Here is a 14,127-nt window from a genome sequence, read left to right on the forward strand (position 1 = left end):
GCCAGTCGGCGAGCGTGACGCAGGCGTGCCAGATCGGCACCGGCGCCAACAGGCGCTGCAACTCAAGACTCAAGCCTGGAATTTTCATTGGTTCAGCCCCCCAACATACGCGCCGCCTGCACGTACCAGGTATTGAGGTAAGGTGGAATGTACAAACCCAGCACCAAAGCAAGTGTCAGGTGAATAAACACCGGCAGCAAAGCGGGCGGGTGGGCCAGCCGCTTGAGCGAGGTTTCGCCAAACACCATGGGCAGCACCCGGATGAGCATGGAGGCAAAAGCGACGCCGAGTGCCAAAAACAGAAATGGCGTGGCCCAGGGTTGCTCGCGCATCGCGGTGGTGAGGATCAGAAACTCGCTGGCGAAGACACCGAACGGCGGCATGCCCAGAATCGCCATGGCCCCCAGCATCAGGCCCCAGCCCACCGCCGGGTTCACCTTGATGAGGCCACGAATTTCACTCATGACCTGCGTTCCGGCTTTTTGGGTCGCGTGGCCCACGGTAAAAAAGATCGCTGACTTGACGAGCGAATGAACCGTCATGTGCAACAAGCCGGCAAAGTTGGCAATGGGACCGCCCATGCCAAAGGCAAAAGTGATCAGACCCATGTGCTCTATCGATGAATAGGAAAACATGCGCTTGACGTCTTTCTGCCGTGACAGAAAAAAAGAAGCCACCACCACCGACAGCAGGCCAAACCCCATCATGAGCTGACCGGCCAGGGGCCGCTGAAGGGCACCGTCGGTGAGCACCTTGCAGCGCAGCACGGCATACATGGCGACATTGAGCAACAGGCCGGAGAGCACGGCCGACACCGGGGTCGGGCCTTCCGCATGGGCGTCAGGCAACCAGCTGTGCAGGGGCACCATGCCGACCTTGGCGCCGTAGCCGATAAACAGGAAAGCAAAGGCAAGCGTGACGATCGCCGGGTCCAGCTGCGTCTTGACCGCATCCAGGCTGGTCCACAGCAGCGTGGCGCCGTGCGGGCCCAGCACTTTTTCCGCCGCCATGTACAGCAACACCGTGCCGAACAGCGCCTGGGCAATCCCCACCCCACACAGGATGAAGTATTTCCAGGCAGCCTCCAGGCTGGCCGCCGTGCGATAGACACTGACCAGTAACACGGTGGTCAGCGTGGCGGCCTCCATCGCCACCCAAAGGATACCCAGATTGTTGGTGGTCAATGCCAGCAGCATGGTGAAGCTGAACAACTGGTACATGCCGTGGTAGAGGCGCATGCGGGGCGGCGTCATCTTGCCGTGGTCTTGCTCGACCCGCATGTAGGGCCGGGAAAAAATGGCGGTGGTGAGCCCGACGAAGGCGGTCAGGGTGACCAGAAATACATTTAGCGGATCAATGAAGAATTGCTGGTCCCAGACAAAGACCGGTCCATTGGCAATGATCTGTGCCGTCAGCACGCAGGCGGCGATGAAGGTGGCAAGGCTGAACATGACATTGACATTGCGGGCGAAATCGCGATGGCCGGTGAACGCCAGAACCGCACTGCCAAGCAGTGGAATACCCAGAACAAAAAACAAGACGGGCACAGTCAGTCTTCCTTGAGCGCTTCGAGATTGTGGATGTCCAGACTGTCGAATTTTTCGCGAATCTGGAACATGAACACACCCAGAATAAGAACGCCCACCAGCACATCCAGGGCGATGCCAAACTCCACAATCATCGGCATGCCGCTGGTGACCGTGGTGGCCGCAAAAATCAGGCCGTTTTCCATCGACAGAAAACCGATCACCTGTGGCACCGCCTTCGAGCGGGTGATCATCATCATGAACGACAGCAGCACGCAGGCCAGCGCAATGCCGAGTGAACCGCCGGCCATAGAAGAGGACAGACGCGAAATCGGCAAGGCCAGACTGAAGGAAAAAATCACCAGCCCGATACCCACCAGCATCGTGGTCGGGATGTTGATCAAGGTTTCCACATCCCAGCGCACATCCAGGCGCCGGATAACCCGGTGCAGCAACCAGGGAATCAATATGACTTTAAGCACCAGAGTCAGGCCCGCTGAAACATAAAGATCCGGCTGGTGCGTGGCATAGCCGAGCAGGATGGATGCCGCCACCAGGGCCGCGCCCTGCAGGGTGAAGAGATTGATCAGGGAAACGATGCGCCGCTGGGAGATCATGGCGAACGACAGCATCAGGATCAGGGTCGCAAACAGGTTGATCAGCTGGGGCACGAATTTGATCATGACGTTCCCAGCAAGATATTGACCAGCAGGCCGATCACCGCCAACAAAAAGGCAGTCGCAAGAAATTCAGGCACGCGAAAGATGCGCATCTTCGCGCTGACGGTCTCGATGCACGCCAGCAAAACGCCGCCGATCGCCAACTTAATGATGAGAACCGGCAGCGCCAGAAGCAGCTCAAATGGCGCATCGGCTTCTGCTACACCCCATGGGAAGAACAGCGCCAGTCCCATGCAGGAATAGGCAAACAGTTTCAGGCTGGCGGCCCATTCGAGCAGCGCCAGATGGCGCCCCGAATATTCAAGGATCAAGGCCTCATGAATCATGGTGAGTTCCAGATGCGTTTCCGGGTTGTCCACCGGCACCCGTGCGTTCTCGGCCAGCGACACCATGGTGAACGCCACGCCGGCCACCAACAGGCTGGGGTAGATTGCCAACTCGCGATGCGCCAGCGTTTCGACGATGGTGGTGAGCGAAGTTGAACGGGAAATCATGGAAGCACAAAAAAGAACCATCAGCAATGCGGGTTCGGCCAGAAAGCCGACCAGCATTTCGCGGCGGGCACCGAGCGTTCCAAAGGCCGTACCCACATCCATCGCCGCCAGGGAGATGAAGACACGCGCCAAGGCGAACAAGCCGACCAAGGCGATGGCGTCTGCGGCGGGTGACAAAGGCAGGTCCGTCGACAGCGTCGGGATGATGGCACTGGCCAGGACCATGCAGCCAAACACGATATAAGGGACCATGCAAAACAATGGCGAAGCGTGCTCGGCCAGCACGGATTCCTTGTTGAACAGCTTGTGCAGGACGCGGTAGGGCTGCAGCAAGCCCGGGGCCGACTTGTTCTGCAACCGGGCGCGCCACTGGTTCACCCAACCTGAGAGCAGAGGCGCCAATACCAGCGCCGCGATAATCGCCAGCAGTTGGGATATCAGTCCGAGGAGGCTCATGACCCTCCCCCTACTCGGCCCTGCATGTCCTCGCTGCCCCCCAAGGGGGCTTCCGCTTGTTTGAAGCGGTTCTGCGCTCCGCTCATAGCTTCACCACCAGCAGCACCAGGATCAGGGTCACGAAGCTGTACATCAGATAGACCGCGATGCGCCCTTGCTGCAGCAGTCCGATCAATTTTGACAGGCGTTCGACCAGCGCCGCCACCGGCAGGTAGAGCCAGTGCCACAGCGGGTCCTCCACCGTTACACGATAATGCGGCTGCTCATCGAACGGCGTGGGCAATTCCCGTTTCATGCGAAACATGGGTTCGAAGATCTGCCGGATCGGTTGTCCAAAACCTTCTGCCGTGTCCTGCATGCGGGCGGTCTGCCAAGGGTAGCCGCAGTCCCAGGGAGGTGCGCGGCGGGTCCGGCCATGGTAGAACTTGCGGACGAACAGGTAAGCCAATGCAAAACTGGCTAGCACGCCAAGCAGGAAGATGGCCGGCGCGTAGCTGGCTCGTTCGATGCTCACCGGCACCAGCAACCAGTTGCCGGCCTCAACAGTCCGCCCCAGACCAGCCGATACCAGCAGTTGCGTCACCGGATCCATCAACGCGATCACCTGATTGGGGAACAGCCCCAGCACGACGCAGCCAAGGGCCAGCCAGAGCATGCCCATGCGTTCCCAGCTACCTGGGTCATGTGCATGGGCGAGTTTTTCTTCACGCGGCTGGCCCAGGAAAATAACGCCAAAGTACTTGACCATGGTGTAGCCGGAAAGCGCGGCGATCAAGGCAATCAGCGCAGCCACCACGGGCACCAGCATGTTGAGAAACGAACTGGGTAGCCCGGTGGTAAACAGAAAGCTCTGCAACAACAGCCACTCCGCAACGAAGCCCCCGAATGGCGGCAGACCGGCACACGCCAGTGCGCCAATCAAACTGGGCCAGGCCACCCAGGGCATGGTGCGAATCAGGCCGCCAAGCTTGCCCAGGCTGCGCTCGCCTGTGGCATGCAGCACGGCACCCGTACCGCAGAACAGCAGGCTTTTATAGAAGGCGTGGCTTAGCAGGTGGTACAAGGCCGCCGTCAGGGCCAAAGCAGCCAGCGCGGTCATGCCATAGACCGAAAACAACAGGGACAAACCAAAACCGACGCACATCAGCCCCACGTTTTCAATCGAGGAATAGGCCAGCAGACGCTTCATCTCCACCTGCACGGTGGAGAAGATGACGCCAAACAGCGCGGTCGCCAACCCGATCGCCATCAGCAGCACGCCCCACCACCAGATACGCGTCTGCAGCAGATCAAACGACACCCGCAACAGGCCGTAAAGCGCGATCTTCAGCATGACGCCACTCATCAAGGCAGAAAAAGGCGACGGTGCGGCGGGATGTGCTTCGGGCAACCAGGCATGCATTGGCAACAGGCCGGCCTTGGCACCAAAGCCGAATACCGCAAGAACAAAGGCGACGGATCCCCAGAATGGCGACAAGTGCTGGGCTCGCATATTGGCGAAGGTGTAGTCGCCCGTGTTGGCCTGCAACACACCAAAACACAGCAAAATTCCCAAAGCACCAATATGCGCCAGCAGTATGTAGAGGTAGCCTGCGTTGCGAATTTCGGGAACGCGGTGATTCGCCATGACAAGAAAAAATGACGAAAAAGCCATGGTCTCCCAAGCCACCATGAAGGCGTAGGCATCATCGGCGATCACGACCATGACAATGCTGGCCAGGAAAACGTGATATTCGAGACAGATCAAGCCCGGAGGCGTTCCCTCTCCCTTGCGAAAATATCCGGCAGCAAAAACCGACACGCCCGCCGATACGCCCCCAATGACGATCAGGAAGAAGGCGGACAAACTGTCCAGGCGCAGATGAAAGGGCAACTGGGGCAGCCCGACGGGCAGCACAGCCACCTCGGGTCCACTCCCTACGGCGTTCAGTGCGATCCCCAGCAGCGAGAGAGAGAAAAAGCTACTCAGCGGAAACAGCACGGTCGCCACCAACCTGAAACGTCTGAATGCCAACACACCCATCGCACCCGTCAAAAGCCAGACAACAACAAGCACCAGAACCCAGTCCAGGTGGATCCATGCTGCGGGGTGGGGGAAACCGTTCATTCAGCGTCCGTCAAAAAACAGATTCAAATGCACATGTAACTGATGGTACTCGCTGTCATCCGCTTGCTGTCTGACATGCAGGCAGCCCGGGACGTGGCTCGCCAGGACCGAGCAACAGCAAAAGAGAGCCCGCCGCCCTCAGCCGGGGTCAGCCCTGCCTGCGCTTCAGGGTCAACGGCTCCCGCCTGAGGGGCTGACCGTTTCCACATCGACCGATGTCGTGCGAACAACCCTGAGGTCCCGGTCAAACACCACGGTGAAAATTCTCGGCGTGACCGGAGGCGACAGGTAACGCCAGTCATAGTGGGTTTCCTGCTGCAGGGCATACGGCGTGACCCGCATCGGTTTGCCCAGCATCTTGCGCACCTGCTCCATGGGCATGCCGGGCAGGACCAGCGCGAAATTCTGCGGCGTCAGGACTTGGCGCAGCGCGCTCATCCTGCCGTCCGGGCCGATGGTGATCATGTAGTTGACCTGGCCCTCGGGCTGGCGGTTGTATTCCAGCGTCCGCGCGCCGGGCTGGGCGGCGGCACCGGGAAATGGGTTGCCCGCCAGATCGGCGGCGCTCCAGATTTTCTCGGGCTCGCCAAAACGGGCGCGCACATCGGCTTCGGTGGCCACACCTTCCTCGAGTTCGGCGATGCGCTGCGGGTCGCAACCCACCATCCCCAGCAATACCGACAGCAATCCCATGAGAGCAAGAGTCCTTGTGTGCGCCCGGCCCGCCGCTGTGCGGCTCGCCCGGAAAACGAAAAAAGGCAGGCGCATGGTGGTCCCCGGTAAAATCAGTCAATTCAACGTTTCAGGCAGTTTAATTCCATGTCCATCTTCGCCCGACCCCACTACAGCTCGGAAGCAACCCGGTTCATTGACGAACTCAAGGCGAAAAAGCCCACGCTGGAGGCCGAGCAGCGCGCAGGACGCGCGATCTGGTGGGACAAGAAGCTGGACCGCTCCGAGCAGGCCGACTACCAGGATGCCCGCGTACCGCAGCAGCCCTATGTCTACGGCACCAGCGGCCACCCGAACAGCAAGCCCTGAATTGAGGGCAAAAAAGACCTCCGGCCCTTACCGGGTGTGCACCAATAGCTATATTTTCAGTAGCACCGCACAGCCCTGACCTCTCCGCCTATGTCCACGATCACCGAACTGCCCCCTTCGCCCTCCGAGCCGGGCCAGCCTTCCGAGGCCCTGGCGCTGGATGGCATGCCCGGGGTGATCGACCAGGTGGCGCTGGCCCGGCTGTATGGCGAGCCGCTGTTTGCGATGCCGCAGGACCTGTACATCCCGCCGGACGCGCTGCAGGTCTTCCTGGAGGCCTTCGAAGGTCCGCTGGACTTGCTGCTCTACCTGATCCGCAAGCAGAACTTCAACATCCTCGACATCCCCATGGCGGCCGTGACACGCCAGTACCTGGTGTATGTCGATGAGATCCGCAGCACCAACCTGGAGCTGGCGGCTGAATATCTCCTGATGGCGGCCATGCTGATCGAGATCAAGTCGCGCATGCTGCTGCCGCCCAAAAAGGTGGCTGACGGCCAGGAACCGGAAGACCCGCGCGCCGAACTGGTGCGCCGGCTTCTGGAATACGAGCAGATCAAGCTGGCCGCGCACAAGCTCAATGAAATCCCGCAGTTCGGCCGCGACTTCCTGCGTGCCCAGGTGTATGTGGAGCAGGCGCTGCAGCCGCGTTTCCCGGATGTCAGCGTGGTCGACCTGCAGGAGGCCTGGCGCGACATCGTCAAACGCGCCAAGCTGGTCCAGCACCATGTGATTTCCCGGGAAGAACTCTCGGTGCGCGAACACATGAGCATCGTGATCCGCAAGCTGCAGGGCCAAAAGTTTGTCGAGTTCGAAAACCTCTTCGACCCGGCCCGTGGCATGCCGGTGCTGGTGGTCACCTTCATCGCCCTGCTCGAACTCTCCAAGGAAGGCCTGATCGACGTGACCCAGGCCGAGGCCTACGCGCCGATTTACGTGCGCCTGGCCTACACGCCGGCCTGAGCGGTCCGGCTACCGTTCGCCCGATCCGGAAGCCCGGAACGGCATTGACGGCCGTGTCCGGACTGCACATCTCCATGGCAACAATTTCAGATTTGTTGCTTTTAGCAGTTAACTTGCTGCTTGTCAGCGCTGCGTCCTACTTTTCCTGACAAAGCTTACATAGAGGATGGGTTCACCACTTAGGAACCCATCATGAAAACCGAGCAAGGATGCGCCCCCGCGCCCCGGGCCCTGAAAAACACCTTGCTTCTCCTGGCGATACTGGCTCTGAGTCAAGGCCTTCTCGCACAGCAGCGCCCGGATGCTGGCAGCCAGATACGGCAGCTTCCCCCCACGCCCGCTCCGCAAAAAGCTGCGCCGGAAATAAGTATTCAGGAAGGCACTGCACCGGTCACCCCGGGCGTTGGCGCGGTAAAAATCCTCGTCAAGAGTCTGCAGGTGACGGGAGCTCGCGTTTATTCCGAAGCGGAACTGATCGCCCTCACCGGTTTTGCGCCGGGCACCGAGCTGTCCCTGGCTGAACTGCAGGCCATGGCCGCCCGAATCACCGACCACTACCGAAAAAACGGCTATTTTGTGGCACGGGCCTACCTTCCCGCACAAAACATCAAGGACAACGCCGTCACCATCGCAGTGAGCGAAGGCCAATACGGCAAAGTCGTCCTTCGCAACCAGAGCACACTTTCCGACGCGCAGGCCAACCGCCTTCTGGACGGCTTGAACAGCGGCGACCCCATCACCACCGAACCGCTGGAAAACCGCCTCCTGCTGCTGTCGGACACGCCGGGCGTCAATGTCAAGTCGACGCTGGTACCGGGCGACACACCGGGCACTTCGGATCTGATGGTTGACGTCACGCCAGGAAAGCGAATCTCCGGCAGCATCGATGCCGACAACGCCGGCAACTATTACACGGGTGAGTACCGGCTCGGCACCACGGTGAACCTCAACAATCCGCTGGGGTTGGGCGATGTTGCCAGCCTGCGCGCAGTGACCTCCGGCTCGGGGCTCAACTACGGCCGCGCGTCGTACCAGATCCCATTTGGCCGAGCCACGGTCGGGGTCGCCTACAGCAAGCTCAACTACCAGTTGGGCAAGGAGTTCGAGGTTCTACGGGCCAATGGCACGGCCGAAATCTTTAGCGTCTACGGCAACTATGCGCTGATCCGATCGCGCAACACCAACCTTTACGCCGGATTGAACTACGACCATCGGGTCTTTCAGGACAGGATTGACCTGTTTGGGTCCGTCATCGATAAAAAGGCCGACGTACCGACCGTGAGCCTCTATGGCAACCACCTGGATCGTCTGGGCGGCGGCGGTGCGAACGCTTTCTCGCTGGCTTTGTCGGCCGGCAAGCTCGACATTCAAACGCCGGCGGCACTGGCTGCGGATGCGGCCAGCGCACGAACCAACGGGTCGTACCAGAAGCTCGCTTTCAACGTGTCACGTCTGCAACATGTGACCAACACCCTCTCGTTGTACGCCGGCCTGAACGGTCAGTTTGCATCCAAAAATCTGGACTCCTCGGAAAAGATGGTTCTGGGCGGCATGGACGGCGTGCGCGCCTACCCGCAGGGTGAAGGCTTTGGCGATGAGGGCTATTTTGTGAACCTGGAAGCTCGGCTTTTGCTGGCCGGCCTTTCAGCTCGCGTCCCAGGCCAGGTGCATCTTGTCGGCTTCGTCGATGGCGGAAGCGTCACGATCAACAAAAAACCCTGGGCTGCAGGGACAAATCAAAGAAACCTGAGCGGTGCCGGCGTGGGTCTCACCTGGACAGATCCCGGCAATTTCGCGCTGCGCACGTATTACGCAAGAAAAATCGGAAACGAGATCGCAACGGCTGCACCGGACAAGTCGGGGCAGTTCTGGATTCAGGTCATCAAATATTTCTGATGGCGACGGGCCCTCTGCACAGATTGACAAGCATTTAAGGATATCTCATGAACTGTATCTACAACTCCGTCTGGAACGACAGCTCCGGCGCCTTCGTGGCGGCGTCCGAGCATGCGCGAGGGGCCGGCAAAAAGAATTCTTGTGCGAGTACGGGCACCGGTCGAACCGGCTTCGCTGTCAAAACACTCGCCACTTCCCTGATGCTGTGCCTGGGAGTCAACGTCTATGCCCTGCCGGCCGGTGGCGTGGTTGCCGCTGGCGGCGCCACCATCACCAGCAACACATCTACCACGACCATTACGCAGTCAACAGCCAATGCCGTGATCAACTGGCAAAGCTTCGGCGTCGGAACCAACCAAACTGTCCAGTTTCTCCAGCCGGGCAGCACCTCCGTGGCATTGAACCGCGTCCTGGGCGCCGATGCCTCTCACATTCTGGGTAATCTGTCGTCCAACGGCAAGGTTTTCCTCGTCAATCCCAACGGCATCCTGTTTGGCAGCGGCGCGCAGGTCAACGTCGGCGGGCTGGTTGCGACCACCATGAACATTGCCGATGACAAGCTCATGGCCAACCAATACGTCTTTACGGATGCGGGAAGCGGCACGGTCATCAACCAGGGCACCATTACCGCAGCCGACGGCGGCTATGTTGCCTTGATGGGCCGGTATGTGCGTAACGAGGGTGTCATCTCGGCCCGGCTGGGCAGCGTCGCGCTGGTCGGTGGACAAGCCGCCACGCTGGACCTGGCAGGCGATGGCTTGCTCCATGTATCGATCACCCAAGGTGCGATAAATGCTTTGGTCGAAAACAGCGGCACCATTCAAGCCGACGGTGGACGCGTCGTACTCACTGCCCAGGCGGCAGGCAACCTGCTGCACACGGCGGTGAACAATACCGGCGTGATCCAGGCACGGACCATCGGCAGCCGCAACGGCGCAATCTACCTGCTCGGCGACATGCAGACAGGTACGATGAGCGTCGGCGGCACGCTGGACGCCAGCGCGCCTGCCGGCGGCAACGGCGGCTTCATCGAAACCTCAGCGGCCAACGTGCACATCCGGGATGGGGTGCGCACCACAGCCGCGCCCCTCGGCTTGACCGGCACCTGGCTCATTGATCCGCAAGACTTCATCATTGGCCCGGCCGGCAATATCTCGGGCGTCCAGCTTGGACTCGACCTGGTCAACAACAACGTCACCATCGCTACCGCACCCGGGCCCGGCAATGGGGATATTTTTGTGAACGAAGCAGTCAGCTGGACCGCCGCTGGGGCCCCGACCACGTTGACCCTCAACGCTGATCGGGACGTCAACATCAATGCCGCGATAACGGCCGTTGATGGAAACCTGGTGGTGTGTTGCGGACGCGATATCAACATGAATGCGGCCATCACGACAACCCGGGGAAGCATCCTGCTGGCCGCCGGGCGCAATATCAACAAGGTCGGTGCGATGACGGCGACCAATGGCAACATCATGATGTGCGCCGCCAATGATGTGAACCTTGCAGGCGCACTCACGCTGACCAACGGCAACCTCGACGCGACACGCAGCCTTGGCCTGCCGCGCGGTCTGACCATCAGTGCGGACACGGATGGCACGGGTCCCGGCGTGGCCGGCGGTACCGTGATATTCGCCCCGCTCGCTCCTGCCTGGGCGATCACCAACGCACCGGTCACCGTCACCTATAACCCGGTCTCCTACACGGCGCCAACGGACTATTTGAGCCAATTCACGTTGACCGCAGGGGCTGCATTGACCCAGCGCATGCTGGTGTTCCCGGAAGTTACCAAAAACTTCGACGGAACCACCGCGGCAGTTCTGACTTCTCTAAAAGGCAACCCGGCCGGTGTGAGTCTGGTCGCAAACCCCGGCAGCACCGCCGTGTTCAGCACGGCCGACCCGGGAACGGGCAAGACCATCACCTTTGCCGGTTACAGCCTGACGGGACCCAATGCCAGTCAGTTCGCGTTGGCAACTTCCTGCTGCGGGCCAATTGTCAGCAAGACCACCGGGACCATCAGTCCCGCGGGGCTTATAAATCCTGGGGCTCTTGCAGCCACCACTCCCTTCGTGGGCATGACCGTGCTGGCCATGGCCGGTGAATTCCCGTTGAACCTGATGCCGGCTCCCCTTGCAAACAACAGCGATATTTTCCTGGCGCTCAAGGAAGAGGAAGAGGTGGCACCCAAGGCCATGCCGCTCATTCCACCGCAACCTTATGTCGCACGGCGTTACGCCCCCAAGCAGGACCGCAACTAGGACCCAGATTCAGGCGCACCACATGACATTTCCGTTCCTCGCAAGACACGGCGCGTCCCTGGCCGAAGCTGCCAGAACAATGACCGCACGTGGAATGTGCCTGGCCGCGCTGCTGACCCTGTCGGCCCTCCAGGGTGCCCCGGCCGCAGGCGAAGCCTCGTCCCCTGCACCCGCCGCGCACAAACGCGCCAGCTTCGGTCAGCAACAGGTATCGAAGGAAGTCTCCGGTCTCGCCGGTTGGATTGTCCATTCGGCAGACAACCAGGGCATGCCCTTCCTGATTGTCGACAAGGTCAACGCGCAAGTACTGGTCTTTGAAACCGATGGTCGGCTCAAGGGTGCAGCGTCGGCATTGCTTGGCCTGGCACGCGGCGACGACTCCACACCCGGCATTGGCGAACGCAAACTCTCCACCATCCAGGCACACGAACGCACCACACCAGCAGGCCGTTTTGTCGCCTCGCTAGACCGGAACCTTCACGGCATTGAAGTACTCTGGATTGACTACGCCACTTCCCTTTCCCTGCACCGGGTGGTAAAGGGAACGCCAGGCGAACAGCGCGCCCAGCGCCTGAACAGCGCAACTTCTGCCGACAACCGGATTTCCTTTGGCTGCATCAACGTTCCCGTCAGTTTTTTCGACAGGATGGTCAGCCCGGTTTTCACCGGTACCAACGGCATCGTGTACATCCTCCCAGAGAGCCGGACGGCACGCGAAGTTTTCGGATCCTATGACGTTGATGAAGCAGCGCAAGCACTGGCTCCCGCCACACATACACCGACACCCGCCGCCGCCTCACGGATTCAACACGCGGTTCAATAAGGTCGTGTCAAAAACCGTCACCTGACGCCTGGCTGATAATTTGCGGTTTGCTGACCAACAGGACATCCGGACGTCGGCTTGCTGCGTGAAACCAGCCAGCTCGCGCCATGCCTGATCCAACAAGCTCATACCGCCCCAATGACCGCCCCTCACGCCTCAGGCCACAAGCAACCCGGCAAGGCCAACGCCTCCTTGCAGAACGCCTTTGATGTGGTCATCGTCGGCAGCGGCCTCGCCGGGCTCAGCACCGCGCTCAAGCTGGTCGAAGGCGGCGCTGCGGACGCCACCCCGCTTCGCGTCGCCGTGCTGACCAAAGGCAATCTGGCCGATGGCGCCAGCGGATGGGCCCAGGGCGGGATCGCGGCCGTGCTGGCGCAAGGCGAGGAAGGCGACAGCTTTGCGGCCCACATCGCCGATACGCAGGTGGCCGGCGCCTGGCTGTCCGATGCCGCGGCCACCGCGCAGGTGGTCGAAAGCGCGCCGGCAGCGATTGCCTGGCTGCAGGCCCAGGGCGTGGCTTTCACGCAGGAGCCCGGTGCCGCAGCGGCGCTGCACCTCACGCGCGAAGGCGGGCACAGCCACAGGCGTATCGTGCACGCGACCGACGCTACAGGCGCCGTCGTGCAGGAAAGCCTGATTGCCGCAGTACGCGCCCATCCGGCGATCGACGTGTTTGAACAGACCACGCTGGTCGACCTGATCATCCAGAACGACAGTACCACCGGCCGGCCGCGCTGCGTCGGCCTGTATGCGCTGGACAGCCGCGACGACGGCACGGCCGGCACGGGAAGCGGCATCGTCCGCACCTTTGCCGCGCGCCACACCCTGCTGGCCACCGGCGGCGCCGGCAAGGTCTATCTCTACACCAGCAACCCCGACACCGCCACTGGCGACGGCATCGCAGCCTCCTGGCGCGCCGGTTGCCGCATCGGCAACATGGAGTTCATCCAGTTCCACCCGACCTGCCTGTACCACCCGGAAGCCAAATCCTTTTTGATCAGCGAAGCGGTGCGCGGCGAAGGCGGCATCTTGCGCCTGCCGGAGTCGGCGGGTGGTGCGCGTTTCATGCCGGCGCATGATGAACGCGCCGAGCTGGCCCCCCGCGATGTGGTGGCCCGAGCGATTGACTTCGAGATGAAAAAACACGGCGTGGACTGCGTCTACCTGGACATCTCCCACAAGGGCGAGGCCTTTGTACGCGAACACTTTCCGACCATTCACGCACGCTGCCTGTCGCTAGGCATCGACATCGCGCGCCAGCCGATTCCCGTGGTGCCGGCCGCCCATTACACCTGTGGCGGCGTGCTGACCGACCTGGCCGGACGCACCGACATCGCCAATCTTTATGCCGCCGGTGAAACCGCCTGCACCGGCCTGCACGGCGCCAACCGGCTGGCCAGCAACTCGCTGGTGGAGTGTGTGGTGTTTGCGCAGGAAGTTGCAGATGTTATCAAATTGGAAGCTGCTCGCACCCGTAATACAAGGGCTAGTGGCCAGAATGATTCACAAGATTCGCTTCCGGCCTGGGACGAGAGCCAGGTGACCGATGCCGACGAGCAGGTGGTGATTGCTCACAACTGGGACGAGCTGCGCCGGCTGATGTGGAATTACGTGGGCATAGTCCGTACCAACAAGCGGCTGGAGCGCGCCGCGCACCGCATCGCACTGCTGCAGTCGGAGATCGACGAGTTTTACGCCAACTTCCGCGTCACGCGGGATCTGCTGGAGTTGCGCAACCTGGTGCAGGTGGCCGAGCTGATCGTACGTTCAGCGCAGTCACGCCACGAAAGCCGCGGCCTGCACTTCAGCCGTGACTACCCGCAGACCGACGCGGTGGCGGTGCCGACCGTGCTGGTGCCGTCCAAAACCTAAGGAAGCAC

General features: G+C 61.0%; 11 protein-coding genes. 6 read left to right on the forward strand and 5 right to left on the reverse strand.

Annotated elements, in window-relative coordinates:
• Positions 1-92: 92 nt before the first annotated feature.
• From WA904_RS17745 to bamE, 5 genes are all read right to left on the reverse strand, one after another.
• Positions 93-1,547, reverse strand: coding sequence for a hydrogenase 4 subunit F (locus tag WA904_RS17745; protein ID WP_425198449.1), 1,455 nt, complete (start codon positions 1,545-1,547; stop codon positions 93-95).
• A 2-nt stretch (positions 1,548-1,549) separates the two neighbouring features.
• Positions 1,550-2,209: a formate hydrogenlyase gene (locus tag WA904_RS17750; RefSeq protein WP_077593920.1), complete on the reverse strand. Its 660-nt coding sequence runs from the start codon at positions 2,207-2,209 to the stop codon at positions 1,550-1,552.
• On the reverse strand, positions 2,206-3,156 hold the full coding sequence (locus WA904_RS17755) for a respiratory chain complex I subunit 1 family protein (RefSeq protein WP_425198450.1): 951 nt from the start codon (positions 3,154-3,156) through the stop codon (positions 2,206-2,208). Before WA904_RS17755 ends, WA904_RS17750 begins: the two co-directional genes overlap by 4 nt.
• An 82-nt stretch (positions 3,157-3,238) precedes the next feature.
• Positions 3,239-5,263: a hydrogenase 4 subunit B gene (gene hyfB, locus WA904_RS17760; RefSeq protein ID WP_425198451.1), complete on the reverse strand. Its 2,025-nt coding sequence runs from the start codon at positions 5,261-5,263 to the stop codon at positions 3,239-3,241.
• Positions 5,264-5,434: 171 nt separating this feature from the next.
• Positions 5,435-5,956, reverse strand: a complete 522-nt coding sequence (gene bamE, locus WA904_RS17765; RefSeq protein ID WP_425198452.1) for an outer membrane protein assembly factor BamE domain-containing protein — start codon at positions 5,954-5,956, stop codon at positions 5,435-5,437.
• Between the two features lie 126 nt (positions 5,957-6,082).
• Between bamE and WA904_RS17770 the strand changes: the two genes are divergently transcribed.
• From WA904_RS17770 to nadB, 6 genes are all read left to right on the forward strand, one after another.
• A complete protein-coding gene (locus tag WA904_RS17770; protein WP_425198453.1) occupies positions 6,083-6,304 on the forward strand; it encodes a DUF3460 family protein in 222 nt (73 codons plus the stop codon).
• A 90-nt stretch (positions 6,305-6,394) separates the two neighbouring features.
• Positions 6,395-7,267 carry a segregation and condensation protein A gene (locus WA904_RS17775; protein WP_425198454.1) on the forward strand — a complete coding sequence of 291 codons (873 nt, stop codon included), beginning with the start codon at positions 6,395-6,397 and terminating at the stop codon, positions 7,265-7,267.
• Positions 7,268-7,459: 192 nt separating this feature from the next.
• Positions 7,460-9,163 (forward strand): ShlB/FhaC/HecB family hemolysin secretion/activation protein, encoded by a 1,704-nt coding sequence (locus WA904_RS17780; RefSeq protein WP_425198455.1) that lies wholly within the window; start codon positions 7,460-7,462, stop codon positions 9,161-9,163.
• A gap of 47 nt (positions 9,164-9,210) precedes the next feature.
• Entirely contained in the window at positions 9,211-11,424 is a 2,214-nt protein-coding gene (locus WA904_RS17785; RefSeq protein ID WP_425198456.1) for a filamentous hemagglutinin N-terminal domain-containing protein, read from the forward strand.
• Between the two features lie 22 nt (positions 11,425-11,446).
• Positions 11,447-12,247 (forward strand): hypothetical protein, encoded by an 801-nt coding sequence (locus tag WA904_RS17790; RefSeq protein ID WP_425198457.1) that lies wholly within the window; start codon positions 11,447-11,449, stop codon positions 12,245-12,247.
• 138 nt (positions 12,248-12,385) lie between these two features.
• A complete protein-coding gene (nadB, locus tag WA904_RS17795; protein WP_425198458.1) occupies positions 12,386-14,119 on the forward strand; it encodes an L-aspartate oxidase in 1,734 nt (577 codons plus the stop codon).
• The last annotated feature ends 8 nt before the right edge of the window (positions 14,120-14,127 follow it).

The organism is Polaromonas sp., assembly GCF_049790275.1.
Classification (GTDB): Bacteria; Pseudomonadota; Gammaproteobacteria; order Burkholderiales; family Burkholderiaceae_C; genus Polaromonas.